Raw genomic sequence first — 25,554 nt, 5'->3', positions numbered from 1 at the left:
TGCGTCCTCCTGTTACCAATTCCATAAGGTGCCATCCTCCAGGCGTGCGACCGGCAGATAAGCGGGCTCGTAGGGATAACGGGCAGCCCGTTTTTCATCGAACTCAATGCCCAGGCCCGGTTTGTTGCCGGGGTGCATATAACCGTCGTTGAAACTCCAGTTATGTGGGAAGACCTCGAGCATTTGCTCGGAATAACCCATGTATTCCTGAACGCCGAAGTTCGGTACCCACAGATCAAAGTGCAGCGCCGCCGCCATGCAGATGGGCGACAGATCGGAGGGGCCGTGTGAGCCGGTACGCACTTGATACAGCGAAGCAAAATCGGCAATGCGGCGCATGCCGGTGATCCCGCCAGCATGGGTGAGGGTGGTACGGATATAATCGATCAGTTGTTCTTCAATCAGTTGCTTGCAGTCCCAGATGCTGTTGAACACTTCGCCGACGGCGATGGGTGTGACGGTGTGCTGGCGGATCAGGCGGAAGCATTCCTGGTTTTCCGCAGGCGTTGGATCCTCCATCCAGAACAGCCGGTACTGCTCAATGCTTTTACCAAAGCGCGCAGCCTCAATGGGCGTTAGCCGGTGGTGCATGTCGTGCAGCAAATGCTCATCGAAGCCGAACCGGTTGCGCACGGCGTCGAACAGCTTGGGGGTGAAGTCGAGGTACTTTTCCGTTGACCACAACTGCTCTTCCGGCCAGTTGCCCTTGGTGGCCGGCTCATACGCCAACCCCTTGCCCTTGGCCATGCCATAAGTGGTTTTCATGCCCGGTACGCCGCACTGCGCGCGGATGGCCTTAAAGCCCAATTCTTTATGCTTGGCGTAGTCATCGAGGACTTCGTCGATGGAATGACCGGTGGTATGGCAGTAAACCATCACACCGGTGCGTGATGCGCCGCCCAATAACTGATACAGCGGCATGTTGGCGGCCTTACCCTTGATGTCCCACAAGGCCATGTCTACGGCGGAGATGGCAGACATGGTGACGGGGCCGCGCCGCCAGTAGGCGCCTTTGTAGAAGAATTGCCAGATGTCTTCGATCTGGTGTGCGTCTCGCCCGATCAATTGTGGGCAGACGTGATCTTTCAGATAGGACGCAACCGGCAGTTCACGGCCATTAAGCGTTGCGTCGCCGATACCGGTAATTCCGTCGTCAGTGGTGATCTTTAGCGTGACAAAATTCCTGCCTGGGCAGGTCACAAATACCTCTGCGTTAATGATCTTCATAACGGCTAATCCTCTTCCCAAGGGTGATTCGAATGGGCAAAAAATACGCCATGAACTAACTACCATACAAGTATGATTTAAAGGATTTGCCGGAGAAGATCACATTTCATCGCAGAATAAAGTGCAGAGGACAGGGGGATGTTAAGGGGGGCGGCACAGAGGCTGTGCCAGCCTACCTGGGGCGCTCAACGTTCTGCTGGGCGCCGCTGGCAGCGATTAACGTGAAGACGTCTGTCCGAGTAGTTCGCAATTAGGGGGCAGGCGGCACTCGATGGCATTGGGCAGGACTTCAATGCGGAAGCGGGTTCCCTTCAGCGGTTCTCCGTCGAGATTAAACGTCATCTCATGGGGGGCACTGATTTCCAACCAGGGTAACGCGGCGCCGATAACGTTTTTGTTTTCTTCACCGTTAAACAGGCTAGCCACCAATGCCGGCAATAACTCGTCCGCGATCAGTAGGCGTAGTTGCAGCAATCCGTCGTTGATAAGGGCATCTGGGCACAATTGCTGTCCACCTCCGGCCTGTTTGCCGTTACCGATGCCAATCACCAACGCGTCACCGGCCCAATGGAAATCCGGCCCACGGATTTCGCAGCGATCGGCCTTGAGCGTATCCATGCGCAACAGGCCGTGGATAAAGTAGGAAACACCGCCCAGCACCGCCTTTAGCTTTTCTGGCGTCTCGGTAGTGATTCGGGTACCGAAGCCGCCCGTCGCCATATTGATAAAATAGCGTTTATCATTCACCTTCGCCAAATCGATAGGGACGGCGCGGCCTTTCATCGCCAACCGTAGCGCCTGTTCCGGCATCGGTGGGATATTGCAGGCCATGGCGAAGTCGTTGGCCGTGCCCAGAGGCACAATACCCAGCGCGGGCCGTTTATCTGCGGGTAAGGCGGTCAGCGCGGCGGCAACTTCGTTGATCGTGCCATCACCCCCGCCGGCAATCAGCGTGGCTACCCCCAGTTGGCAGGCTTCCTGTGCATAACGCGCGGCGTCCCCATATTCCCAGGTAACGCGAACATGCAGTGTCAGGCCTTCATCCCGCAGCGTTTGTACTGCAATACGGAGCTCTTCGTTGCCGGCGCTTTTACCATTAATGATAAGAAGCGCGGGTGCTGATGGATGCATTCCTGATATCTCCCGGCTAAAAACAGATAGTGATCAACGATAAACTACCTATCGGCGGCAGACCATAAGAATATTCAGTTAATTCGGATGAATAACCATTACACAGTGGTTATCTCTGAATGATTGGCTTAATTTGAGATATATGTCGTAGCCGTGTTAACGATTTTAGTTAATGAATTAACTTATCGCTGTAGCATTATTTTTATATCGAAATAGTCGTGAGCGTTATTAAAGACAGAGGTGGCATGTAATTGAAATATCATGGATATATTTCTATAGATATTTCTTTTCTACCAAAGAAAAAGCCAGTCCAAGGGAGATTGGACCGGCTAAGGAGGTGGTTCCTAGTATTGCTATGCAAATATTTTTCGTTCTTAGTTTTAAGCAGCCTGATGGTAACCAAGCTGCGAACTAATTGATGTGATCCAATTCTAATATTTGCTAAAAAACGCCATTAAAGCCGCGTAATCTGCATTTTATGCCGCAGGACTATTGGTATCCGGCAAATTTCTGATCAGCAGCGCGTAATTGAGATCGATATCTTGTGGGATCGGCAAATAAACGATATGCCCATTGCCAGGCGCCACGTCGATCGCCTCGCCTTTCTTATTTTGCATGCTCTCCAGGCTAAACAGGACGTTACCGCCGGGGGTCATCATTTCTACGCTATCACCGAGCAGGAACTTGTTTTTCACATCGACTTCAGCCCAACCGTCACGGCGCACGCCGGTAAATTCACCGACAAACTGCTGACGTTCAGACAATGAAGAGCCGTAATCGTAATTTTGCTGCGCGTCATGCACGTGGCGACGCAGGAAACCTTCGGTGTAACCGCGATGCGCCAGGCCTTCCAGCGTGGTGAGCAATGTGGCATCGAACGGTTTGCCGGCAACCGCGTCGTCGATAGCGCGGCGGTAGACTTGTGCAGTGCGGGCGCAGTAGTAGAAGGATTTGGTGCGGCCTTCGATTTTAAGCGAATGTACGCCGAGCTGTGTCAGACGTTCCACGTGCTGAATGGCACGCAGATCTTTCGAGTTCATGATGTAAGTGCCGTGTTCATCCTCGAAGGCGCTCATATACTCGCCCGGTTTTTGGGCTTCTGAGAGCATGAACACTTTGTCGGTTGGCGCACCGATACCCAATGTTGGTTCAACGGTTTGTACCGGGATAGGCTCATGGATATGCACGATATTACCGGTATCGTCTTCTTTGCCTTCTTCCGCTTTGTACTGCCAGCGACAGGCGTTGGTGCATGTGCCCTGATTCGGATCGCGTTTGTTGATATAACCGGACAACAGGCAGCGGCCGGAGTAGGCCATGCACAGGGCGCCATGAACGAAAATCTCCAGCTCCATGTCTGGCACTTGAGTGCGGATCTCGGCGATCTCTTCGAGCGACAGTTCACGCGACAAGATCACCCGCGTCAGCCCCATTTGCTGCCAGAATTTCACCGTTGCCCAGTTCACCGCATTTGCCTGCACAGACAGGTGAATATCCATGTGCGGGAAGGCCTCACGCACCATCATGATCAGGCCGGGATCGGACATGATCAGCGCGTCGGGGCCCATGTCGATCACAGGTTTAAGATCGCGCAAGAAGGTTTTCAGTTTGGCATTGTGCGGAGCGATATTCACGACCACGTAGAATTTCTTACCCAGTGCGTGGGCTTCGTTAATGCCCTGCGCCAGGTTCTCGTGATTGAATTCGTTGTTGCGCACCCGCAGGCTGTAACGTGGCTGGCCGGCATACACCGCGTCAGCACCATAGGCAAAGGCGTAACGCATGTTTTTCAGCGTGCCGGCCGGGGAGAGGAGTTCCGGAGTAAACATAATGAGTCTCGGTCTGATTTCAGGTCAGTATACCTCTGTCTTTATAACCGCAGCGCTGTTGGCGGTATTCGTTCATCCTGGTCACTGGGTTTACCAAGCGCCTGGAGACGCACGAATTTGCCGCCTGGCTGCGGTAGGAAAGCCAGTGGGTATAACGCGCCCCAAATGGCGCAGTAAAAGCGGGGAATTGTAGCGGTAGCGCGGCAAGAAATCAGCAGGTAACCGGATTTATTACAGGGAGATTGATCCTGGTCATAAGAAAAACGCGCGATGGCGGCCATCGCGCGCCGCACAGATGCTGTTATGCGCTTACATCGCGCACGTCGGTGCTCGGGCCATTCTTGATCACCGACTGAATACCGTTTTTTGCCGCAGTTTCAGAGCTGTACATTTCGCTGACGCCGATTACCTGATGGTTTTTGGCTTTCAGGACAAAGTAAGGCTGATTGCTGGTGCTGTGTTTCAGTTCATATTGCGCTTCGTGAGGTGAATTGGTTTGCACAGAGGCAATGCCATTTTCCGCCGAGGCTTTGCTGGCGTACATCTCACTGGCCAAAATGATTTCGCCATTACTGGCTTTCAGGTTGAAGTGGTACTGTCCATTCTTTGCTTTTTTCAGCTCATAGTGACCGATTGCCATGGTTCCTCTCCTGTGGGTTCCGATAAGTGATGTAAGTGTAGCCAATAGCGTGAAACTGAGCGGCTAACAAACCTCATCTGAGAAGCGTAGCGCAAAAAATACGCAATTTTTTTGCGCTGGCGTTGAGTTTCAATCAGCGAATCGTGCTGTAGCACAGGAAGCTAACGGAGGATTGTGATGGCACAAGGCGGCGTGGCTTATCGCCGCACACGCACAGAGCCGCGGTGCGACGTGAGTGACTCACTACCGGGCATTCGGCATGGTGCCGGGGTTGGCGGTAGAGGACCGGACGTCCGGCCGGTTAAAGTCCATTTACCAGCCGACAGGCCTCGGCTTCCCAGCGGTATCCCACACCGTATACCGAACGGATGAAGGATTTTTCTCCGTCGATCAGCTCCAGCTTACGCCGCAGGTTTTTGATATGGCTGTCGATGGTGCGATCGGTTACTACCCGGTAGTCGTCATACAGGTTGTTCAACAGCTGTTCGCGTGAGAATACGTTACCCGGCTGGCTGGCGAGGGTTTTCAGCAGACGAAATTCTGCGGGCGTGAGATCCAGCATATGGTTCTGATAGCTGGCCTGAAAACGCGGTTCATCGATGTGAAGCTGCGTTTCTTCCTGCGAATTATCCAGCGGGCGATGGCAGCGGCGCAGGATGGTTTTTACTCGAGCGACCACTTCACGCGGGCTGTAAGGCTTGCAGATATAATCGTCTGCACCGATCTCCAGCCCCAGCAAGCGATCGATCTCCTCAATCTTCGCCGTCACCATCACAACCGGGACATCGGTAAAGCGGCGCAGTTCGCGGCAAACCGTCAACCCATCGGCCCCCGGTAGCATCAGATCCAACAGGATCAGTGCAGGGCTATGCTCATGTACCGCAGGCACCACCTCGCTGCCGTTGGTCAGCCAATGCGTGGCGTACCCTGCAGCCTGCAGATAATCCACCAACAGCTGACCGAGTTTGGGTTCATCTTCAACAATCATAATCTGCAACGGTTGATTCTGGGTTTCCATCATGACGCCTTATTCATTAACGGGGTGGCAAATTCTACTGTAATCCGCACGCCGCCTAAAGGCGAGTGCTGTGCGTGGATCGTCCCGTTGTGCGCTTCCACAATATTTTGACAGATCGACAGCCCCAGACCCGAGCCGCCGCTGGCGCGATTGCGCGAACCTTCGGTGCGGTAGAAACGTTCAAAAATACGCGCCAACTGTTCGTCAGTGACGCCAGGTGCACTGTCTTGCCAGTAAACACGCAAGCAGTCTGGCGATTGTTCAGCGCCGATTTCCAACTTACCGCCCGCGTCGGTGTACCGCAGGCTGTTTTCCAGCAGGTTATTAAATAGCTGGTTGAGGCGATCGGGATCGCCAAACAGCGGTGCCTGTTCAGGCAGCAGAGTCACAATCTCCAGCCCCTTGGCACGAAACCGCTCGCGGAAACTGGCAACCGCAATTTGCAGTAGATGCACGCAGTCGACCGGGGATTTACGGTAGGCGAGTGCGCCCAGATCGGATAACGACAGCTGATGCAGATCGTCCACCAGCTTGGTCAGAGTAGAGACTTCTGCCTGCAACGAATTGAGTGAAGCGGGGGTGGGTTGGCGCACGCCGTCCTGTAACGCTTCCAGTTCGCCGCGCAATACCGCCAACGGGGTGCGCAACTCGTGCGAGACGTCAGCCATAACGGCGCGCCGCATCTGTTCGTTTTTTTCCAGAGAGGTGGCAAGCTGGTTAAAGTCCTGTGCCAGCCGCCCTAACTCATCCTGGCTGCTGACCGCCACACGGGTGCTGAAATCCCCCGCGGCCAGCCGATGAGTACCGGCAACCAACCGTTTGACCGGGGCCAGCAACCCGCGCGACATTAGCCAGGTAACGGCCGCCGCTAACAGTGTGGAAAGGGCGACTATCATCCAACTGGTGCGCCTTTGCTGTTGATCGAAATTAATGTCGGTGTTGCGCGTTAGCCTCTCTATTGGGGTGGTGATCACCCAACCGACAATTTCATTGTTGTAACGAATCGGATGGCGCGGGCCTTCTTTCGGCACCGGGCCTGAATGGCCCACCAGGCGGTTAAACTGGCTGTCTACCACCCAGAACTGGGTGCGCCACCCCTTGGGCGGCAAGTTGTGGCTGCTGTCGCTGTTTTGTTCGAACGAGCGCATGATCTGGTAAATCACCTGATCGTTATTGCGCAGAAAAACCCAGTTGCCGTGGCGACTGTATTGTTCTTCCAGCGCTTCACTCAGCATGTTGATACGTTGTTCGTTGCTGTTCTTGATGTAGTCGATAAAGCCGCGTTCAAAGCTGACACGAACGCCCCAATGCATGGTGATTAACACCAGCATGCAGGTGGCGAAAATGGCCATGAACAGCTTGCCGGTAATGCCTAGTTTCATTATTGCAACCTCGTGGTGCCGGTCCCCGGCTCTTTGGTCAGCGTACGGTTGGGCGCGGTATCAGCCGGGACGCGGGCGAAGGCCAGTGCGGGCAGGGCAATGATCAATGCCATGCAGCAGTAGCTGTAAATAAATGCGCTGTGAATTGCCGGGCTGTCGGTGACCACCTGATGATGGGCAAAGCTGCCAATAAGAATACCGGCGAGGCTGACGCCGAGGCTCATCGACAGTTGCATCACCATCGAAAGCAGGCTGTTCCCACTGCTGGCCAGCCTGTCCGGCAGGTCCTTGAGCGTGAGGGTGTTCATTGCCGAGAAGCGCAGTGAATTGACCATTCCCTGGAAGAACAGCACCACGGGCAAAAGCCAGATCCAGCCGATCATCGCCACCAACGGGAAACTGAGGCTGACCAGCGCCAGCATCAGCGTGGCGGCCACCAGCACATTGCGGTACCCAAAACGGTTAACGACCCGTACCACGATCCGCTTCATTCCCATACTGCCGATGATCATCGGGATCATCATCAATCCGGCGTGGAACGGGGAAAACCCCATGCCAACTTGCATAAATAGCGGGGTCATAAACGGCAACATACCGCTGCCGATACGGCCCAGCAGGCTTGCCGTCAGCCCCACCTTGTAGGTCTGCGTTTTGAACAGCCTGAGTGAGAATAACGCGCGACTGTTGCCGTGCGCATGCCACCAATAGCCGGCCAATGCCGCCACACCGGCTGCAACCAGGCCTGAGATAGCGGTCGCCGACAGCCCCATCCCTTTGTGTCCATCAAGCGCCAGGGTCAGCGTCGCCATGCCGATCGCCAGCATGATAAAACCGCTGATGTCAAAGCGCCGCGTCTGCATACGGTAGTTAGGCATTAACAATAGCGTGGCGATGGCCCCGGCAATGCCGACTGGAATATTGATCAGGAAAATCCAGTGCCAACTGGCGTACTGGACGAGAAATCCACCCAGTGCCGGCCCCATCAGTGGGCCGATTTGGCCGGGTAGGGTGACGAAGGTCATCGCTGCCATGTACTGTTCGCGCGGGACGATTTTCATCACCGTCAACCGGCCAACCGGCACCATCATCGCCCCGCCAATCCCCTGAATGACCCGCGAGGCGATCAGCTCATTGAGGGTTTCAGAACGGGCACACAGGATGGAACCCAGCGTGAACAGGACGATGGCGCTGAAAAATACCCGCTGCACCCCAACCCGGTCCGCCAGCCAGCCGCTGGCGGGCAGCATCACCGCTACCGTCAACACATAGGAAACGATCACGGACTGCATGCGCAGCGGATTCTCCCCCAGGCTGACGGCCATCGACGGCAGGGCGGTATTGACGATGGTGGTGTCCAGCGTCTGCATGAAGAAGCCGAACGCCACAATCCAGAGTTGCCACTGTACTGAGGCGGTATGTTTTATGAGCATCAGGCAACCATTATTGAGGCAGCGGAACCAATTTCTTGCCGCGACGTAACTTCATCTGCAATCGGTCAAAATACAGATAGACCACCGGCGTGGTGTACAGCGTCAACAGTTGGCTCATCACCAGCCCACCGGCGATGGTGATCCCCAGCGGTTGGCGCAATTCAGCACCGTCACCGCTGGTTAGCACCAGCGGCAGAGCGCCGAACAACGCGGCCAATGTGGTCATCATGATCGGTCTGAAACGCAGTAGACATGCCTGGAAAATGGCATCACGTGCGCTGATACCGCCGTTGCGCTGCGCATCAAGAGCGAAGTCGACCATCATGATGGCGTTTTTCTTCACAATGCCGATCAACAGCATGATGCCAATCAATGCTATCAGGCTGAACGGCGCCCCGAAAAGCTCCAGCGCCAGCAATGCACCCACGCCTGCGGAGGGCAGGGTGGACAAGATAGTCAGCGGATGAATATAACTTTCATAGAGAATACCGAGCACGATATATACCGTGGCTATCGCCGCCAGGATCAGGATCACCTGGGATTTCAGCGTCTCCTGGAAGACCTGCGCCGTTCCGGCAAAGGCGCCGCGTACGGTCGAGGGAACGCCGAGCGCAGTCATGGCACGGGTTACGGCATCGGTAGCATCCCCCAGACTGTAACCGAGCGGCAGGTTAAACGAAATGGTCGAGGCGGCAGAAAGCCCCTGATGGTTTACGGCCAAAGGCGCATTGGCCGGCTGCCAGTGGGCAAAGTAGGACAAGGGGATCGCTTTGCCTTCACTGTTGATAATGAACATTTTATCCAGAGAGCTGACGTCTTGCGTATAGGCCGGAGCCACCTCCATGACCACCTTGTACTGATTGAGCGGTTGGTAAATGGTGGATATCTGGCGCTGGCCAAAAGCGTTGTCGAGCAGGTTATTGGCGTCGGAAACCGAGATACCCAGCCGCGCCATGGTGTCACGGTCATAAATCAGGTCCATTTCCGAGCCTTTATCCTGTTGATCCGAGTTGACGTCTGCCAGTTCGGGCAACGCGGCCAGGGCGGTACGGATTTTAGGCTCCCAGGTGCGCAGGGCGCTCAAATCGTCAGAAAGTAGGGTGTACTGATAGCTGGCATTGGCCTGTCTGCCGCCCACGCGAATATCCTGAACGGCCATGAGGAACAGGCTGGCACCCGGTTCCTTCGCCAATTTTGCGCGCAAGCGGGCAATCACCTGTTGAGCGCTTTCCTTGCGTTCGGACAGCGGTTTCAGGGAGATAAACATTGAACCGCTGTTGGTGCGCGAACCGCCGGTAAAGCCTGTGACGTTATCCACGGCGGGGTCATCACGCACAATGGTCATAAAATCTTGCAGCTTCACGCGCATCGATTGGAACGAGATACTCTGGTCAGCCTGAATTGATCCCATCAGGCGACCGGTATCCTGCTCCGGGAAAAAGGTTTTTGGGATGCTGATGTACAACCAAACATTCAGTGCCACGGTGGCCAACAGTACAACCAGCACCCAACGCGAATGATTGAGCACCCAGTTCAGCGAACGCCCGTAGCCTTGTTGCAGCTTCAACAACAGTTTGCCAAAACCCCGAACCCGCCGCTGCGAGTGTGCCGGTTGCTGGCGCAGCAAATAGGCGCACATCATTGGCGTCAGGGTCAAAGATATCAGTAATGACAGGCCGATCGACACTGACAAGGTGACGGCAAATTCGCGGAACAGACGGCCAGGCAGACCGTCCATCAAGAGCAGCGGAATAAACACCGCCACCAGCGACATACTCATCGAGAGCACGGTAAAACCGACTTCACGGATCCCTTGCAGAGCGGCCTGGAGCGGTTTCATACCGGCTTCGACGTGGCGCGAGATATTCTCCAGGACCACGATGGCGTCGTCCACCACAAAGCCCGTCGCGATCGTGAGCGCCATCAGTGACAGATTGTTCAGGCTAAAGCCGCACAGGTACATGGCGGCGAAGGTACCAATCAGTGAAACCGGTACGGCGACTGCCGGGATCAACGTGGCGCGCCCGGAGCGCAGGAAGGCAAAAACGACCAGGATCACTAACGCAATGGCGATCACCAGCGATTGTTCCACCTCGGCCAGTGAGGCACGAATGGTCGGAGAACGGTCCTGGGCAATGTTCAATTTGATCGACGCGGGGATGCTCTCCCTCAGGTTTGGCAGTTCCGCGCGGATACGATCGACGGTATCAATAATGTTGGCATCGGGCGAACGGCTTACCACCAGCAGAATGGCCGGTTGGGCATTGGTCATGCCGGCGTTGCGGACGTCCTGGACCGAATCAATGACGTCAGCGACGTCGCTGAGGCGTACGGCTGAACCGTTGTTGTAATGCACGATCAGCGGCTTGTAGCCTTCTGCCTTCTTGATTTGATCGTTGCTTTGTATCTGCCAGCGTTTGTCCTGGCTTTCCGCCGACCCCAGCGGCGTACGCAGGTTGGCGTTGCTGATAGCCTGGCGCACACTGTCCAGTGATACGCCCTGGTTAAACAGCGCGGACGGATTTAACTCGACGCGCACTGCCGGTAAGGAGCTCCCGCCCACGGTGACATCGCCTACGCCATCGGTCTGCGAGATTTTTTGCGCCAATTGGGTGGACGCGAAGTCATAAAGTTGCCCCTGGTTGTAAGTATCGGACGTCAGCGTCAGGATCATGATCGGCGCGTCGGAGGGGTTCATCTGGCGATAGGTGGGGCGGCTTGGCATGCCGGAGGGCAGCAGGCTTTGTGCCGCGTTGATCGCCGCCTGCACGTCACGCGCAGCGCCATTGATATCACGGTTAAGATCAAACTGCAGGATAATGCGGGTGCTGCCCAGTGAGCTCATGGAGGTCATTTCATTGACCCCGGCGATGCGGCCGAGTGCGCGCTCCAATGGCGTGGCGACAGAGGTCGCCATGGTTTCTGGATCGGCGCCCGGCAGAGTGGCAGTGATAGAGATCACCGGGTAGTCTACCTGCGGCAAAGGGGCGACCGGCAACAGGCTAAACCCCAGCGCCCCGGCTAACGCAATCGCCAGCGTCAGCAGGGTCGTCGCGACCGGCCTAAAGATAAACAGCGAGAAGAATTTCACGGTGTCTCCTGCGATTCTTCTTTGACGTGAGTATTGCGCGCCAGTTTGTCAAACAGCAGGTAAATCACCGGGGTGGTAAATAACGTCAGTATCTGGCTCATGATCAGGCCGCCCACCATACAGATGCCGAGCGGGCGGCGCAGCTCTGCGCCCACACCGGTACTGAGCATCAGCGGAAGTGCCCCTAGCAACGCGGCTAGCGTGGTCATTAAAATCGGCCTAAAGCGCAGCAGACAAGCCTGATAGATCGCATCATACGGCGTCATGCCCTGTTCACGCTCGGCGGCGAGCGCGAAGTCGATCATCATGATGGCGTTTTTCTTCACGATACCGATCAGCAAGATGATGCCGATAATGGCGATCACGTCCAGCTCGCTGCCGGCCATCATCAAGGCTAGCAGCGCACCGACCCCGGCGGTTGGCAGCGTGGAGAGGATAGTGACCGGGTGGATAAAGCTCTCATACAGCACGCCCAGTACGATATACATTGCCACCACGGCGGCCAGGATAAGCCACAGCGTATTGCCGAGTGCGGCCTGAAACGCCAGCGTTGCCCCTTGGAATTTGGTGGTGATGTCTTTCGGCATGTTGAGGTTTTTCTCAACCTGGGTAATGGCATTGACCGCTTGCTCAAGTGAATACCCCTCCGCTACGTTGAACGACACCGTGGTGGCTGGGAATTGGTCAAGATGGTTGATGGATAACGGCCCGTTGCGCTGTTCGATTTTAGCAATCGTGTTCAGCGGCACGATGGTGCCGTTACTGCTGGTCAGGCGGATATCGTTCAAAGCAGCCAGGCCCGGTGTAGCCTGCACGTCATGCACCAGCACCACGCGATACTGGTTCGCCTGAGTGTAGATGGTGGAGATTAACCGCTGGCCAAAGGCGTTATACAGCGCGCTGTCCACGTCGCTCATTTGGACACCCAGCCGAGAGGCTGAGTCGCGGTCGACGTTGATATAGGCTTCCAACCCCTGATCTTGCCAGTCGCTGCTGACGTCTTGCAATGCCGGGGTTTGTCGCAGTTCATCGACCAACTGTGGCACCCATTGGCTGAGCTGCTCCAGCGACATGGCTTGCAGGGTAAACTGGTACTGGGTACGGCTGACCTGCGTATCGATGGTCAAATCTTGCACGGGTTGCAGATACAAATTCAGGCCGGGTAGCTTAGCGGCCTGTTGCTGCATCCTGTTGATGATTTCTTGCAGGCTGCCGCTGCGTTCGCTCAGAGGTTTGAGGTTGATTTGCAGACGGCCGCTGTTAAGGGCGGCATTGGTGCCATCCACGCCGATAAACGAGGTGAGGCTTTCCACTGCCGGATCTTGCAGCAGTTGGGCGGCCACCTGTTGTTGCAGTTCTGCCATTTTACTGAAGGATACCGACTGCGGTGCTTCCAGCGTGCCCTGTATCAAACCGTTATCCTGAATGGGGAAAAACCCTTTCGGAATAAACAGATACAGCAGCACCGTGAGCGCCATGGTACTCAGTGCCACGCCGAGCGTTAACCACTGGTGATCAAGCACTTTTTTCAGCCAAACGCCGTAGCCGGCAATCACGCGCTCGAAGAAACGCTCAGAAGCAGCAGAAAAACGGTTCTGCTTGCGCAGCGATTCATGGCTCAGCATGCGTGCGCACATCATTGGCGTCAGCGTCAGGGAAATAAAGGCCGAAATCAAAATCGCAACGGCCAGCGTGACGGCAAACTCACGGAACAAGCGGCCGACAATATCCCCCATAAACAGCAGCGGGATCAGCACCGCCACCAGTGAGAAGGTCAATGAAATAATGGTGAAGCCGATTTCACCGGCACCTTTTAACGCGGCATCGAGCGGTTTCTCGCCTTTTTCGATATAGCGAGAGATGTTTTCGATCACCACAATCGCGTCATCGACCACAAACCCGGTGGCAATAGTCAGTGCCATTAACGTCAGGTTGTTGATCGAAAAGCCGAGAAAGTACATGACGGCAAAGGTGCCGATCAGTGACAGCGGCACCGCAACGCTCGGAATTAGGGTGGCAGGCACGTTACGCAGGAAGATGTAAATGACCATCACCACCAGGGCGACAGCCAGTAGCAGCTCAAATTGCACGTCGCTGACGGAGGCACGAATAGTGGTAGTACGGTCCGTTAGCACCTTGACGTCGACTGACTTTGGTAGGCTTTTGATCAGCGTGGGCAACATCTCACGGATGCTGTCGGCGGTGGTAATGACGTTGACCCCTGGCTGGCGCTGGATGTTTAGCACGATCGCCGGCTGCTTGTTGGCCCAGGCGGCCAGCCGGGTATTTTCGGCACCCTGTTCAACGGTCGCAATATCCTGCAACCGAATCGGTGCACCATTTTTATAAGCGACAATCAGCTGACGATATTCATCGGCTGACTTCATCTGATCGTTGGCGGACAGCGTGACTGAACGCGCCGGGCCGTCCAGGCTCCCCTTAGCCGAGTTGACGTTGGCACCGGTAATGGCCGTGCGAACCGTTTCGCTGTCCAGTCCATTGGCGGCCATGGCGGGGGCATTGAGTTTAACGCGTACGGCAGGCCGTTGACCGCCGGACAGCGTCACCAACCCAACGCCGGTCACCTGGGATATTTTCTGTGCGACCCGGGTTTCCACCATATCCTCCACCTGGGTCATCGGCATGGCGGTTGAGGTCACGGCCAGCGTCAAAATAGGCGGATCGGCAGGGTTAACCTTGCTGTAAATGGGGGGGTAGGGCAGGTCGGTCGGCAGCAGGTTCGTGGCAGAGTTAATCGCTGCCTGCACTTCCTGTTCGGCGACATCTAACGACAGTGCCAATTGGAATTGCAGCGTGATCACCGATGCGCCGCCGGAGTTCTGCGACAGCATTTGTTTAAGCCCGGACATTTGGCCGAACTGGCGTTCCAGCGGGGCGGTAATTGCCGATGTCACGACATCTGGACTGGCGCCGGGGTATAACGTCACCACTTGAATGGTGGGGTAATCTACTTCAGGCAAGGCAGATACTGGCAGTGAGCGATAACCGATAATCCCCGCCAGCAAGATAGCCACCATCAACAGCGTGGTGGCTACTGGGCGCAAGATAAATAGGCGGGATGGACCACCACCGGGGTTCGGTGTCATCACCTGCATCAGGATTTCTCCCGCTTGGTATGCGGTTTGGCACTGCTGTCAGCCGTTTTGGTCTGCGGTGTGACCACTTCCACTTTCATGCCTTCAATCAATTGGTCAATACCGTCGGTCACTACCCGTTGTCCGGCGTTGAGCCCGCTGGCGATAACCACATTTTGGTTGTCTTCAATACCCAGGGTCACGAGATGCTTACTGACCTTATTTTCTGCATCCATGGTCCAGACGAAGTTACCTTCGTTGCCCATTTGCACGGCGGCGGTAGGCACCACGACCGCGTCCTGCAATGTTGCGACTTTCAGGCGCGCATTCACAAACTGGTTAGGGAACAGCGCATCGTCTTCGTTGGCGTATTGCGCTTTCAATTTAATCGTACCGGTGGTGGTGTCGATCTGGTTATCAAGGCTGAGCAGGCTGCCCTGCGCCAACAGGGCTTTATTGGTGCGGCCCCAGGCATCCACGCTCACCGGGCCGGCCTTCTGCGCCTTGACGATATCGCTGATATTGCCTTCCGGCAGGGTGAACACCACGTCGATCGGATGGGTTTGCGTGATCACTACAATGGCAGTGGTGCCGCTGGTGATGTAATTCCCCATATCCACCTGCTTCAACCCGACGCGCCCTGAGATAGGGGCAATGATCTTACTGTACGTCAACTGCAGCTGCGCGCTGTCGACGGCGCCTTGGTCTGCCTTAATGGCCCCTTCCGTTTGCTGGACCAACGACACTTGGGTATCCAGCTCTTGGCGTGAAATCAGATTGGTTTTGACCAGCTGCTGGTAGCGTGCCAGATCGCGTCGCGCGTTAGCGAGCGTGGCCTGATCTTTTGCCAATTGGCCTTGTGCCTGAGTTAACAGAACCTGGTAAGGGCGAGGATCGATCACGGCCAGCAAGTCCCCGGCTTTTACCTGTTGCCCTTCGGTGAAATGCAATGACATCAATTGTCCGTCAACCCGACTGGTTACGGTGACAGTATTGGCGGCAGTGACCGTGCCCAGACCGATCAGGTAGCGGGGAACGGTCTGCTGGGTAGCCGTCGCGGCCTGTACCGGTGATATAGAGCCACCACGTCGGCCACCTGCGTGGCTTGCACCCGCTGGATTCGCACCGGTGCGACGTGCACTCGGCGCCGTCTCTGCGGCTGGCTGCGCTGCGCTGAAGTGACGCCAAATCAATACGGCGGCAATAGCCACGATGATGACCACCAGCAGGCGCAGTATCAGTGAACGACGAGGGTTTTTTGCATTCATGGTGGCGAAAATCTCTCCAAAGGGCAGGTGCGTGGGCACGCATTGCCAAAAAAATACACTCCTTACAGAATACTAGTTTAGCGAGGAAAGACGGCATAAAAATGAAGGAAATATGGAGGAACCGTCAGCATTGTCCGAATAAGTTGTAGATTTGATCGTGCTATGTTTATAAGCGATGGCATCCGGCTTATAGCGAATAGGTTTTAGCGAACTTTCTGCCTTCACGCTAATAATTAACCTGCAAATCATTAACTCCATGGAGCATGCAATGAGTCATAAAGAACTGGGCCGTTCAGGCATCAAAGTACCAGCATTGACCTTCGGCGGTAACGTGTTTGGCTGGACGGCGGATCGTGAAACCTCATTCAGCCTGTTAGATGCGTTGGTGGAAAATCAGCTCAATTTTATCGATACCGCGGATGTGTATTCGAGCTGGGCGCCGGGCAATGTGGGTGGGGAATCGGAAACCACGATTGGCGAATGGTTGAAAAAGAGCGGCAAGCGCGACCAGGTGATTATCGCCACCAAAGTAGGCAAACCGATGGGCGAGGGTAAACAGGGGCTGTCGCCACGTTATATTCAGCAAGCGGTGGAGGATTCCCTGCGCCGTCTGCAGACCGACTATATCGATCTGTATCAGTCCCATGATGACGATCGGGATACGCCGCTTGCGGAAACGTTGGCGGCGTTTGATGCATTAATCAAGGCCGGCAAAGTGCGGGCAATAGGGGCGTCTAACTACCAGGCCGATCGTCTGGAAGAAGCCCTCAATATCAGTAAGCAGGAAGGGCTGGCGCGTTACGAAACCCTGCAACCGGAATATAACCTGTATGCGCGGGCGGGCTATGAGCAGGGATTGGAGGCCGTTGCGCAGCGTCATGGGTTGGGCGTGATTAACTTCTTCTCGCTGGCCAGCGGTTTTCTGACGGGGAAATACCGCAGTGAACACGATATCGGCAAAAGTCAGCGTGGCGACAGAGTGATCGCGCAGTACCTTAATCCGCGGGGCTTTAGCATTCTGGCAGGCTTGGATCAGGTGGCGAAGAAGCACCACACCACGCCGGCACAGGTTTCACTGGCCTGGCTGATCGCGCGGCCCAGCATTACTGCACCTATCGTCAGCGCCACGTCCTTAAAACAGTTGGATGAGCTGGTTAGCGCCACCCGGCTTCGGCTGGATGCGGATGATATCAGCACCTTGAATGAAGCCAGCGCCTGGTAATTGAGATTAACCGCGGGCGGTATCGATCAACTGAAGCAGCTGCGTCAGGCAGGCTTCAATTGTACATCCTGCGGTATCAATAGAGGCCACTGGCATGTTCCAAGGGATGTAATCGTGGTTACTGACATCCTGCCAGTTGGGCAATCGTAGCCCGGCAATGTCGCCGCCTCGGGTTTCGATCCTTCGGCGGTGCTCCGCACTGTCTGAACAGAACACTTCAATATCAATACAGGTTCTGCCAGTCCGGAGCGCAACCTGATGCCAGGCTTCACGGGTGACAGGCAGTGGGTTAACCGAATCGGCGATCACGGTGTGGCCCAGACGCAGGTTATCCTCAGCGACACCATAGGCGGCAAAATAGCCTGATGGGCCTACGTCACTGGCTAAGGCACCGCTGTCACGGATTGCCTGTTCCAGGGTGTCGATTCGCAGATGAATTGCCGATAATGCACCTGCCAGCGCCCGTGCCAGCGTAGTTTTGCCGCTGCCCGGCAGCCCGGAAAAAACGATCAGCATTGTTGCTCCCGCCATAATTGTTGCCCCAGCCGATACAGTACATGTTTTTGCAGCGGATGGCCTTGGGGTAGCCGTGGATGAAGGAAGCTTTCACCCTCGGACGTCATGCCGATGCGTTCCATCACCTGGCGCGACGGTTGGTTAGCGTCGGCGGTAAAGGACACCACTTCTGCCAGATTCAGGTGTTCGAAGGCATAGTGCAATGCGGTCTCGGCCGCTTCACTGGCGTAGCCTTTGCCCCAGTGTGCTGCAGCCAACCGCCAGCCAATTTCTACGCAGGGCGAACAGGGGAGATCATCAGCAGGAATAGCCAACCCAACAAAGCCGATAAAAGGTGCTCCGCCTTTCACTTCCAGTGCCCATAAGCCCCAACCATGCTGTTGCATGAACAGGCGGATCTTGTCGGCGAGTGCGTCACTTTGCGCGGAACTGAGCGGGGCGGGGAAATAACGCATGACCTGAGGATCGGCATTAAGGGCAGCGAAGGCGGGCAGATCATCGTCACGCCAGGCACGCAACCGCAGCCTGTCAGTTTCCAGGGGAAATATTTCACACATCGACTTTCCTCCAGTAACCAAGCATTCCTTGGTTTCATGGTAGGGGCGCTGCATGCTACGCCCTATCACATAATCAATGGGTTAAATCGGATCGAACAGGTTCGACCCTTACCTGTTTAGCCTTTTTGCGGTTTTGTCTGCCGTCTGGAGCGCGGTATATACCGCGCCCTCAGGCCATTAACGGAACAGCGTTTGCGCCCAGCGCGCCAACCCGGCAGTTACCGAGCCGAAGTCGTTGCCACCGACAATAGGGATGCCCGGCAACTGTTGTTCCAGCGCGGCACGCAGCAAGGGTGAACGCGCGCTACCGCCGGTGAGATAAATCACCTGTGGTGCGGTTTGGCTGCTCGCCAGAGCGGCACTGACCTGTTCCTGAATACGTAACAGGGGTTGCGAAATAGCGTCGGCAAGCTGATCCTGGTTGATGGTTTCCACCAAGTCAGGCTGGACGAACGCCAATGGCGCGCTGATGCTTTGCTGCGCCGACAGGGCGATTTTACTCTCTTCCGCCGCGCGTACCAACCGGTAGCTCAGACGCTGCTGGTGCACTTTCAGCAAACGTTTGACCTTTTCCGGTTCGGCGGCATCACGGATCAAATCACGCAGCATGCGACCGTTGGCGACGCTGTAAAAGTCGTTTTGTGCCGGCACGTCGTTGGTGGCGACCGCGTTCCAATAAGGCAGCGCGGGCAGCGCGATACCCTTGCCGGTTTCGCCACCCATGCCGAACAGCGGCATCAGCTGTTTGAACGCCAACATGATGTCCAGGTCGTTACCGCCGACACGGCACCCGCTGTGCCCCAGCAGGCTTTGCTGGCGATCGGCACGGTCGCGCCATTGTGGCCCCATCAGCAGTACCGAGCAGTCGGTCGTACCGCCACCGATGTCTACCACCAGCACGGTTTTCTCTTCGTTCAGCGTCGCTTCGAAGTCCAGTCCCGCCGCTACAGGTTCAAACTGGAATTCAATGTCCTTGAAACCGGCGCGCTCGGCAGCACGGTGCAAAATACCCTGCGCCTGCTGGTTAGCGTCTTCACCCCCAATCCCCTGGAAGTTGATCGGACGACCGATCACCGCCTGGCTGATGCTGTCTTGCAGCACGTTTTCCGCCTGACGTTTGATGTGGAACATCATGGCGCAAACCAGATCTTCAAACAGCGCAATCTGCTGTGGCTTCAGGCCGTTAGCACCGAGGAAGGATTTCGGCGAGCGAACAAAATACACCTCTTCCGGATCTTCGGCGTAGTGCGCCAGTGCCTGCAGGCCAAATAGCACGCTGTCGTTACCGACGGGAATGTCTTCTTCGCGGTTGTAGCTAATGGCCCGGCGCAGCAGTTGCTGATTCTCTTCGCTGCCGGTCGGTACCTGCCAGTGGCGGTGCAAGCATTCGCTCACGGCTTCACGCGTCGGTGCACAAAGCATCGACGGCAGGTAAGGTTCGTTGTTTTCCAACGTCAGTAGCTCGGGGCCGTTATCACGCATCACTGCGACAGAACAGTTGGCTGTTCCGTAATCGAATCCAATAAACATGTCTTTTCTCAATCCCCATGCCAATGAAGGGGGGCGACTTTACCCGAGACTTGGCTCCTGGGCAACGTGTGGGCGCTTAACTGACGAAAAATTTAGCGGCGACCAGAATGGCATGCTTAACTTAATGTCCGAATTCCGCACGTCAGCGCACCAGCCGAGTCGCATAATGAACAAAAAACTGACCCCGAGCGTTGCCATGAAAAACCAACAACAGGCGCTGTACGACGCACTGAGCGCGCGCGATCGCAAATTCGACGGCCGCTTTTTCGTCGGTGTTTCCTCGACCGGCATTTATTGTCGGCCGGTGTGCAGTGCCCGTACGCCGAAAATCGAAAACTGCACTTTTTACCCCAGCGCCGCGGCGGCGGAACTGGCGGGGTTCCGCCCCTGTCTGAAATGCCGGCCGGAGCTGGCACCGGGGTTGGCGCTGATCGATCTTGGCAATCGCTATGCGCAGGTGGCGGTGCAGTTGATTGAACAAGGGTACCTGTCAGAACACAGTTGCGAGCAGCTGGCCGCGCGGCTGGGGATATCTGATCGTCATTTGCGGCGTATCTTCGCCGATCAGTTTGGGGCATCGCCGATTGATTACGCCCAGTCGCACCGGTTGTTGCAGGCCAAACGCCTGCTGGCGGATACCGACATGCCATTGAGTGACGTCGCATTTGCGGCCGGTTTTGGCAGCCTGCGGCGTTTTAATGAGCTGTTCAAGGCACGCTACCGGCTTATTCCATCGGCGCTGCGCAGCAGCAGCGACCGCAATGCGCCCACCGTTGCCAGCGGGCTGGTGTTTCATCTGGGCTACCGACCGCCCTATGACTGGCAGCGCATGTTGGGTTTTTTGCATGCGCGTGCGGTGAGCGGTGTCGAACGGGTTGAGGGGCAGCAGTATCTGCGAGCGATAGCCATTACCCAAGGGGGCGTCGAGTATTGCGGCTGGGTGAGCGTCCAGCCGGATGAAACGCGCAACCGGGTACGAGTAGAGATTGCAGCCTCATTAAGCCGGGTGACCACGGAAGTGCTGCGCCGGATCCGTCAACTGTTTGATCTGGACGCCGCACCGGATTTGATTGCCCATGCCTTGGGCGCATTGGCTGCCGATGCGCCAGGGTTGCGGCTGCCCGGTTGCGTGAACAGTTTTGAACAGGCGGTCCGTGCCGTCTTGGGGCAGTTGGTGAGCGTCAAGATGGCCGCGACTTTTGCCGAGCGGATGGCTGAGCAGTGGGGGACGCCGCTGGAACAACCCTATGGCGGCATTACACATCTGTTCCCCAATGCTGAGCAGGTCGCGCAGTTACACCCTGAGGCGTTGCGTCCGCTGGGGGTGCAGTTGAAACGCGCAGCGGCAATCATTGCGATTGCGCGTGCGGTAACCGAAGGGCGGCTCCAGTTGGATAACGTGTTGGATATTGAGCAAGGTATTAAGGCGCTGACCGCCTTGCCGGGGATTGGCAGTTGGACGGCCAGTTATATCGCGATGCGTGCCTGGTCCTGGCCAGACGTGTTTTTGGCGGGGGATTATTTGATCAAGCAACGCTTCCCTGACCTGACGCCGCGCCAAATTGAAAAATATGCCGAACGCTGGCGGCCGTGGCGTTCTTACGCCACGCTCCATTTGTGGCATAACGACGCATGGGTACCGCTGGCGGATGTCGACAATTAGCGCGGTGGCGTTATCCTTCGTTGTCGATACGAGCCAGTAGGCTTTCTATCCCTTCACGCATCAGGAATGCCAGCACCTTCTCGCGTTCGGTTTCGCTCAGGTGATAGTAATACTGCACCCATACTGCCAGTGGCTCTTGGCGTTCAACTTGATATTCTGCGGGTTCTTCCTGCAACATCAACAGCTTGCGCGGGCCAATAGGCAGGCTGTTGATATGGTATTCCACCGCTTTCCCCTGGATGCCTTTACGGCGGCGGCTGATCCAACCTTCGCGCCGCGCCATCAAATTGATTCCCTGTGGTGAAGAGGGCAGTCCTGCTATGCCTGTCAGCTCCCTGGCGGCAAACCACTCGTTTTTCATAGCCATTATCCCTGAGCAATTACGTGCAAAGATGGTTCCTGGAAATTAACGGGCGTGCTGATTTCCGTATCAAAGTGATTGTACGAAGGATTAACTTTCACCCGTTAGTTATACCACTAACATCTGATTGGCTAAGCAAAAACGTGCTGGGGGCGTGCGGCACAGGATGCCGCAACGCAAAAGAACACAGGAGAGCGCTGCGCTGAGGCGGTTACCTTATGCCGAAATAACCGCCGCTGAGCAGCTCGGTAAGGGGTTGTTCCCGCGCCACGGCGTCACCGTCTGCCAGGTCGACGCCCAGAGCCTGCAACGTATGCAAGGTTATCTGCTGGTGTGCTGGGCCTGCCAGTGTCTGGGCATGTACACGGTGGGCTGCACCGTTAAGCATGGAAACCATCAGTTCATCCATCTGGTTGCAGTGAACCTGGGTGATAAAGCGCTCATCAATGCGGATATAGTCAATCCGACGACCATGCAGTTCGTCGAAGGCGTTGAGGCTGTGGCCGAAGCCGCTGACGATCAGCTTGCAGCCCAGCCGTTGTAATTGGTGGATAAACGGCCTGCAAATGTCATCGTGTTCCAGCACCGCCGCCTCATCGACCACCAGCAGCAAAGCCTGTGGTTGTAATGGAGAGGTATTTAACCGGGTGATCAGGTGTTGTCGGAACCCGGCGTCGAGCAGGCTGTCTGTCGAGAGTGGGAGCGCGATTGTCAGGCCTTTCGCCCCGATCTCTGCGGCGTGGCGCTCGAGAACCTGCCGGCTGACCCAGTCATCGACGTCCGGCAGCAGGCCATAAAGCTGTGCCGCAGCGAGAAACGCCTCTCCGTTCAACGGGCGTGGATCCAGCGGCATGACCTGCAGTTTTAACTGATAGAAACACACTGCCAGTGGGGTTTTCGGCGGTGCCACGGCCTTAACACTGAGCATCAACTGCCCGTCGGCAATAATGCTCATCACTTCCTGTCTCGTCAGCAGCTCATGCTGGCGTTCCAGCATCTGTTTTTGCCGTGCCTCATACAGATAGACCTGCCCGCGGCCGCGATGTTTGGCGGTATAACAGGCAATGTCCGCCTGCGCCAACAGCTCGCCGCTTTTACCACTGCCGCTCTCTATACGGGTGATGCCAGCGCTGGCACCTACGTGATAAACCTTTCCTTCCCAATAGAACGGGTGCTGGCTGATGTTGTTAACCAGCTGCTGCATCAGGGATTTTGCCTGCTCGCTGGCACAATCAAACAGGATTAGCCCAAACTCATCCCCCCCGAGCCTTGCCAGGCAGTCGCTGTCACGCACGTGGCGTTGCATCAGTTGGGCAATATCCCTCAGCAATGCATCGCCTGCCGCATGCCCGGCGCTGTCATTGACGGCCTTGAAACGATCGAGATCGAGGAACACCAGCGCATGCTGCCGCTGTTTTTCACCGGAGCCCAGGATGGCGGCTTTCAGGCGCTTCTCAAAACTGGTGCGATTGGGCAGGCTGGTGAGGGCGTCATGGGCGGCGCTGTAACTCAGCTTACGCATCAACTCGCGTGAAGCCGTGACATCTTGCAACACCATCACAGCCCCCATCACGCCACCCCCGAGGGTTTTCAGCGGCGATACCGATTGTTGAATATCAAAGTGACGGCCGTCGCGACTGTGCAGCACCAGGGCATAATCCGCCGAAAGCTGACGATTTTCCTGAAGGCAGCACTGGACCGGGTTTTCCACTTCCATGCCATCTTTGCCGTTAGTCATGCGTACGACTCCCGCAATCGGCATGCCAACAGCCAGACTCAGCGGCCAGCCGCACATCTGTTCGGCCACCGGATTCATGAAGGTGATATGCATGGCATCGTCAGTTGAAATCACCCCTTCGCCAATGGCATCCAGCGTGATGTGCAGACGTTCTTTCTCTTGGTGCAGCGCTTCGGTCAGATTGCGGACTTCCGTCATATCAATGTTCGTGCCGATCATGCGCAGCGGGCGGCCTTGTGCATCCAGAATGACGTTGCCCTGGCCGCGGATATGGCGGATTTTCCCTTGGCGGGAAAGCAGCCGGAATTCGAGGATAAAAGGACGCGGTTGGTCCAGCAAAGAGGCCATTTCACGGTCGGTTCGCTCGCGATCTTCCGGCAGCAGGAGGGTGCGCCACAGTGAAAGCGTAGGCGTCTGCTCTGGACTGAGGTCATAGAGTTCAAACATGCGCTTGTCCCAGGTGTGTTCCTCACCGTCCATGACCCATTCCCAAACGCCAATCCCCCCCACCTGATTGGCCAGCGTGATGCGCTCAACCAACCGATGATTCTCTGCGGCGGTGCGTTTCAGTTCGCTGATGTCTTCCACCTGAGAAATAAAATACAGCGGTAGGCCTTCGGCATCGCGCACCATTGAGACGGCCAGCAGAGCCCAGACGTGTTCGCCATCGCTGCGAATATAGCGTTTTTCCAGGGTGTAGCTGCTGATATGGCCTTCGAGCAGATCCTGTAACTGCAGCAGGTCGGCATTCAAATCATCCGGGTGAGTGATCTCCTGAAACGTCAAGCGCCGCAGAGCTTCCGGGGTGTAGCCCAGCAGGTTGCACAGTGCTTGATTGACCTGTAGCCATTTCCCTTGCGGAGAGACCAGCGCCATACCGATAGCGGAGTATTCCAGCGCATTACGAAAGCGGGCTTCGCTCTCGACGATATGCTGTTTTTCTACCCGGAAGGCGTGCATGACCATCGCCATGGCGTGTGCGGGGATCAAAATCAACAGAATCGGTAAGTAGATTTCGATGTCACTGAGCGGTTCGGCGGGAACATTAAAATGCAGCAGCCCAAGTGAAATCATCACGGTGATCATCAATGTGGTACAAAAGCAGGTCACAAAGGCTTCCAGGCGTGGCAGTGCGATCGCCGCCCACAGCAGAGGAAGAATGACAAAGGTAAACGGGAAAGGCAGATAGGTCAGCGCGAGATAGCAAAAAATCAGCGCCATCATGAGCGTCAGCAGCAAGGAGAACAGGTTTAACTGCTCCAGCATGCGCCGGCGATAGACCAATCCAATCGGTGCCAGTGACAGGACGCCAATGGCTTCCGAAATAAACCAGGTATTGAAGGGCTGCCAGAAGGATTGCTCCGGGGCAGGGGCCCACCAGGCGGCCAGCAAGGCGCTAAATAGCGGGGTGAAAATGACCGCACAGACCACGAACTTTAGCCAACTGGCCAGATTATTCAGGGGATCGTCAGACAACAGCATACGGCGCAGCAGCAGGGTACTGACGGAGGCTTCCAGCAGGTTGATCAGTGCAAGCTTTACCGGCACCCAGCTAAATCCGTACAGGATAACGCTGGCGCTTATGATACCCAGCCCACAGGCCAGCAAGGGTAATCCCCATTGGCGCGGCGAATGGCGATACAACAGGGTAATGATGGCAGCCGTAGGGAACCACAGCGGCGTAAAATGGCTGGATTCGTTCGACAACGTCAGACACAACAAGGCCAACATAAAAACGGCTACGGCTGCCAGCAAAGTCTGCGTCAACAGCACGCTTTTGCGCGTAGTGAGATGATTCGGTGCGCTGATATCCATAGACAACCTTAACGCTGGCATCTGTCACTGAACTACGTCAT

General features: G+C 56.0%; 17 protein-coding genes. 2 read left to right on the top strand and 15 right to left on the bottom strand.

Going from position 1 to position 25,554, the window contains the following annotated elements:
* Positions 1-12 precede the first annotated feature (12 nt).
* The 10 genes from manD to AC2FC2_RS20420 form a co-directional block, all read right to left on the bottom strand.
* A complete protein-coding gene (gene manD, locus AC2FC2_RS20465) occupies positions 13-1,227 on the bottom strand; it encodes a D-mannonate dehydratase ManD (protein ID WP_209638245.1) in 1,215 nt (404 codons plus the stop codon).
* A gap of 216 nt (positions 1,228-1,443) precedes the next feature.
* Positions 1,444-2,358: a lipid kinase YegS gene (yegS, locus tag AC2FC2_RS20460; protein WP_209638244.1), complete on the bottom strand. Its 915-nt coding sequence runs from the start codon at positions 2,356-2,358 to the stop codon at positions 1,444-1,446.
* 476 nt (positions 2,359-2,834) lie between these two features.
* A complete protein-coding gene (gene trhP, locus AC2FC2_RS20455) occupies positions 2,835-4,187 on the bottom strand; it encodes a prephenate-dependent tRNA uridine(34) hydroxylase TrhP (protein ID WP_490659798.1) in 1,353 nt (450 codons plus the stop codon).
* A gap of 301 nt (positions 4,188-4,488) precedes the next feature.
* Positions 4,489-4,827, bottom strand: coding sequence for a YegP family protein (locus AC2FC2_RS20450; RefSeq protein WP_209638242.1), 339 nt, complete (start codon positions 4,825-4,827; stop codon positions 4,489-4,491).
* Between the two features lie 301 nt (positions 4,828-5,128).
* Positions 5,129-5,845, bottom strand: coding sequence for an envelope stress response regulator BaeR (gene baeR / locus AC2FC2_RS20445; RefSeq protein ID WP_209638241.1), 717 nt, complete (start codon positions 5,843-5,845; stop codon positions 5,129-5,131).
* Positions 5,845-7,227, bottom strand: coding sequence for an envelope stress sensor histidine kinase BaeS (gene baeS, locus AC2FC2_RS20440; protein WP_265555396.1), 1,383 nt, complete (start codon positions 7,225-7,227; stop codon positions 5,845-5,847). Before baeS ends, baeR begins: the two co-directional genes overlap by 1 nt.
* The gene (locus tag AC2FC2_RS20435) at positions 7,227-8,657 is read right to left on the bottom strand and encodes an MFS transporter (protein ID WP_265555397.1); all 1,431 of its coding nucleotides are present in this window, start codon (positions 8,655-8,657) and stop codon (positions 7,227-7,229) included. The genes baeS and AC2FC2_RS20435 overlap by 1 nt, the downstream gene beginning before the upstream one ends.
* 10 nt (positions 8,658-8,667) lie before the next feature.
* Positions 8,668-11,748 carry a multidrug efflux RND transporter permease subunit MdtC gene (mdtC, locus tag AC2FC2_RS20430; protein WP_265555399.1) on the bottom strand — a complete coding sequence of 1,027 codons (3,081 nt, stop codon included), beginning with the start codon at positions 11,746-11,748 and terminating at the stop codon, positions 8,668-8,670.
* Positions 11,745-14,864 (bottom strand): MdtB/MuxB family multidrug efflux RND transporter permease subunit, encoded by a 3,120-nt coding sequence (locus AC2FC2_RS20425; RefSeq protein ID WP_404760749.1) that lies wholly within the window; start codon positions 14,862-14,864, stop codon positions 11,745-11,747. Before AC2FC2_RS20425 ends, mdtC begins: the two co-directional genes overlap by 4 nt.
* Positions 14,864-16,111 (bottom strand): MdtA/MuxA family multidrug efflux RND transporter periplasmic adaptor subunit, encoded by a 1,248-nt coding sequence (locus tag AC2FC2_RS20420; RefSeq protein WP_490659797.1) that lies wholly within the window; start codon positions 16,109-16,111, stop codon positions 14,864-14,866. Before AC2FC2_RS20420 ends, AC2FC2_RS20425 begins: the two co-directional genes overlap by 1 nt.
* 268 nt (positions 16,112-16,379) lie before the next feature.
* Between AC2FC2_RS20420 and AC2FC2_RS20415 the strand changes: the two genes are divergently transcribed.
* Complete coding sequence (locus tag AC2FC2_RS20415) at positions 16,380-17,333, top strand: aldo/keto reductase (RefSeq protein WP_209638235.1); 954 nt, start codon at positions 16,380-16,382, stop codon at positions 17,331-17,333.
* Positions 17,334-17,339: 6 nt separating this feature from the next.
* Here AC2FC2_RS20415 and AC2FC2_RS20410 read toward each other — a convergent pair whose 3' ends face one another.
* From AC2FC2_RS20410 to yegD, 3 genes are all read right to left on the bottom strand, one after another.
* A complete protein-coding gene (locus tag AC2FC2_RS20410; RefSeq protein ID WP_209638234.1) occupies positions 17,340-17,849 on the bottom strand; it encodes a P-loop nucleotide/nucleoside kinase family protein in 510 nt (169 codons plus the stop codon).
* Complete coding sequence (locus AC2FC2_RS20405; protein ID WP_490659796.1) at positions 17,843-18,406, bottom strand: GNAT family N-acetyltransferase; 564 nt, start codon at positions 18,404-18,406, stop codon at positions 17,843-17,845. Before AC2FC2_RS20405 ends, AC2FC2_RS20410 begins: the two co-directional genes overlap by 7 nt.
* A gap of 177 nt (positions 18,407-18,583) precedes the next feature.
* The gene (gene yegD / locus AC2FC2_RS20400) at positions 18,584-19,936 is read right to left on the bottom strand and encodes a molecular chaperone (RefSeq protein WP_209638232.1); all 1,353 of its coding nucleotides are present in this window, start codon (positions 19,934-19,936) and stop codon (positions 18,584-18,586) included.
* 166 nt (positions 19,937-20,102) lie between these two features.
* Between yegD and alkA the strand changes: the two genes are divergently transcribed.
* Positions 20,103-21,599 carry a DNA-3-methyladenine glycosylase 2 gene (gene alkA, locus AC2FC2_RS20395; RefSeq protein WP_490659795.1) on the top strand — a complete coding sequence of 499 codons (1,497 nt, stop codon included), beginning with the start codon at positions 20,103-20,105 and terminating at the stop codon, positions 21,597-21,599.
* Positions 21,600-21,609: 10 nt separating this feature from the next.
* On the opposite strand, the gene AC2FC2_RS20390 is transcribed toward alkA, so the two are convergent.
* The gene (locus AC2FC2_RS20390) at positions 21,610-21,960 is read right to left on the bottom strand and encodes a DNA-binding protein (RefSeq protein ID WP_209638230.1); all 351 of its coding nucleotides are present in this window, start codon (positions 21,958-21,960) and stop codon (positions 21,610-21,612) included.
* A 211-nt stretch (positions 21,961-22,171) separates the two neighbouring features.
* Positions 22,172-25,513 carry a diguanylate cyclase gene (locus AC2FC2_RS20385; RefSeq protein WP_490659794.1) on the bottom strand — a complete coding sequence of 1,114 codons (3,342 nt, stop codon included), beginning with the start codon at positions 25,511-25,513 and terminating at the stop codon, positions 22,172-22,174.
* Positions 25,514-25,554: the final 41 nt, after the last annotated feature.

The sequence above is a fragment of the Serratia sp. CoH_122_TC_1 genome (assembly GCF_058191755.1).
Note: the sequence above shows the minus strand (reverse complement) of the source record. Positions and strands in the feature narration are given on the sequence as shown.

Excerpts from the sequence above, each read along its gene's own strand:
- AC2FC2_RS20405 (WP_490659796.1), bottom strand. The coding sequence starts at position 18,406 with ATGTGTGAAATATTTCCCCTGGAAACTGACAGGCTGCGGTTGCGTGCC.
- AC2FC2_RS20450 (WP_209638242.1), bottom strand. The coding sequence starts at position 4,827 with ATGGCAATCGGTCACTATGAGCTGAAAAAAGCAAAGAATGGACAGTAC.
- baeR (WP_209638241.1), bottom strand. The coding sequence starts at position 5,845 with ATGGAAACCCAGAATCAACCGTTGCAGATTATGATTGTTGAAGATGAA.
- AC2FC2_RS20435 (WP_265555397.1), bottom strand. The coding sequence starts at position 8,657 with ATGCTCATAAAACATACCGCCTCAGTACAGTGGCAACTCTGGATTGTG.
- AC2FC2_RS20425 (WP_404760749.1), bottom strand. The coding sequence starts at position 14,864 with ATGCAGGTGATGACACCGAACCCCGGTGGTGGTCCATCCCGCCTATTT.
- AC2FC2_RS20390 (WP_209638230.1), bottom strand. The coding sequence starts at position 21,960 with ATGAAAAACGAGTGGTTTGCCGCCAGGGAGCTGACAGGCATAGCAGGA.
- AC2FC2_RS20415 (WP_209638235.1), top strand. The coding sequence starts at position 16,380 with ATGAGTCATAAAGAACTGGGCCGTTCAGGCATCAAAGTACCAGCATTG.
- trhP (WP_490659798.1), bottom strand. The coding sequence starts at position 4,187 with ATGTTTACTCCGGAACTCCTCTCCCCGGCCGGCACGCTGAAAAACATG.
- yegS (WP_209638244.1), bottom strand. The coding sequence starts at position 2,358 with ATGCATCCATCAGCACCCGCGCTTCTTATCATTAATGGTAAAAGCGCC.
- manD (WP_209638245.1), bottom strand. The coding sequence starts at position 1,227 with ATGAAGATCATTAACGCAGAGGTATTTGTGACCTGCCCAGGCAGGAAT.
- AC2FC2_RS20420 (WP_490659797.1), bottom strand. The coding sequence starts at position 16,111 with ATGAATGCAAAAAACCCTCGTCGTTCACTGATACTGCGCCTGCTGGTG.
- alkA (WP_490659795.1), top strand. The coding sequence starts at position 20,103 with ATGAACAAAAAACTGACCCCGAGCGTTGCCATGAAAAACCAACAACAG.
- AC2FC2_RS20385 (WP_490659794.1), bottom strand. The coding sequence starts at position 25,513 with ATGGATATCAGCGCACCGAATCATCTCACTACGCGCAAAAGCGTGCTG.
- yegD (WP_209638232.1), bottom strand. The coding sequence starts at position 19,936 with ATGTTTATTGGATTCGATTACGGAACAGCCAACTGTTCTGTCGCAGTG.
- baeS (WP_265555396.1), bottom strand. The coding sequence starts at position 7,227 with ATGAAACTAGGCATTACCGGCAAGCTGTTCATGGCCATTTTCGCCACC.
- AC2FC2_RS20410 (WP_209638234.1), bottom strand. The coding sequence starts at position 17,849 with ATGCTGATCGTTTTTTCCGGGCTGCCGGGCAGCGGCAAAACTACGCTG.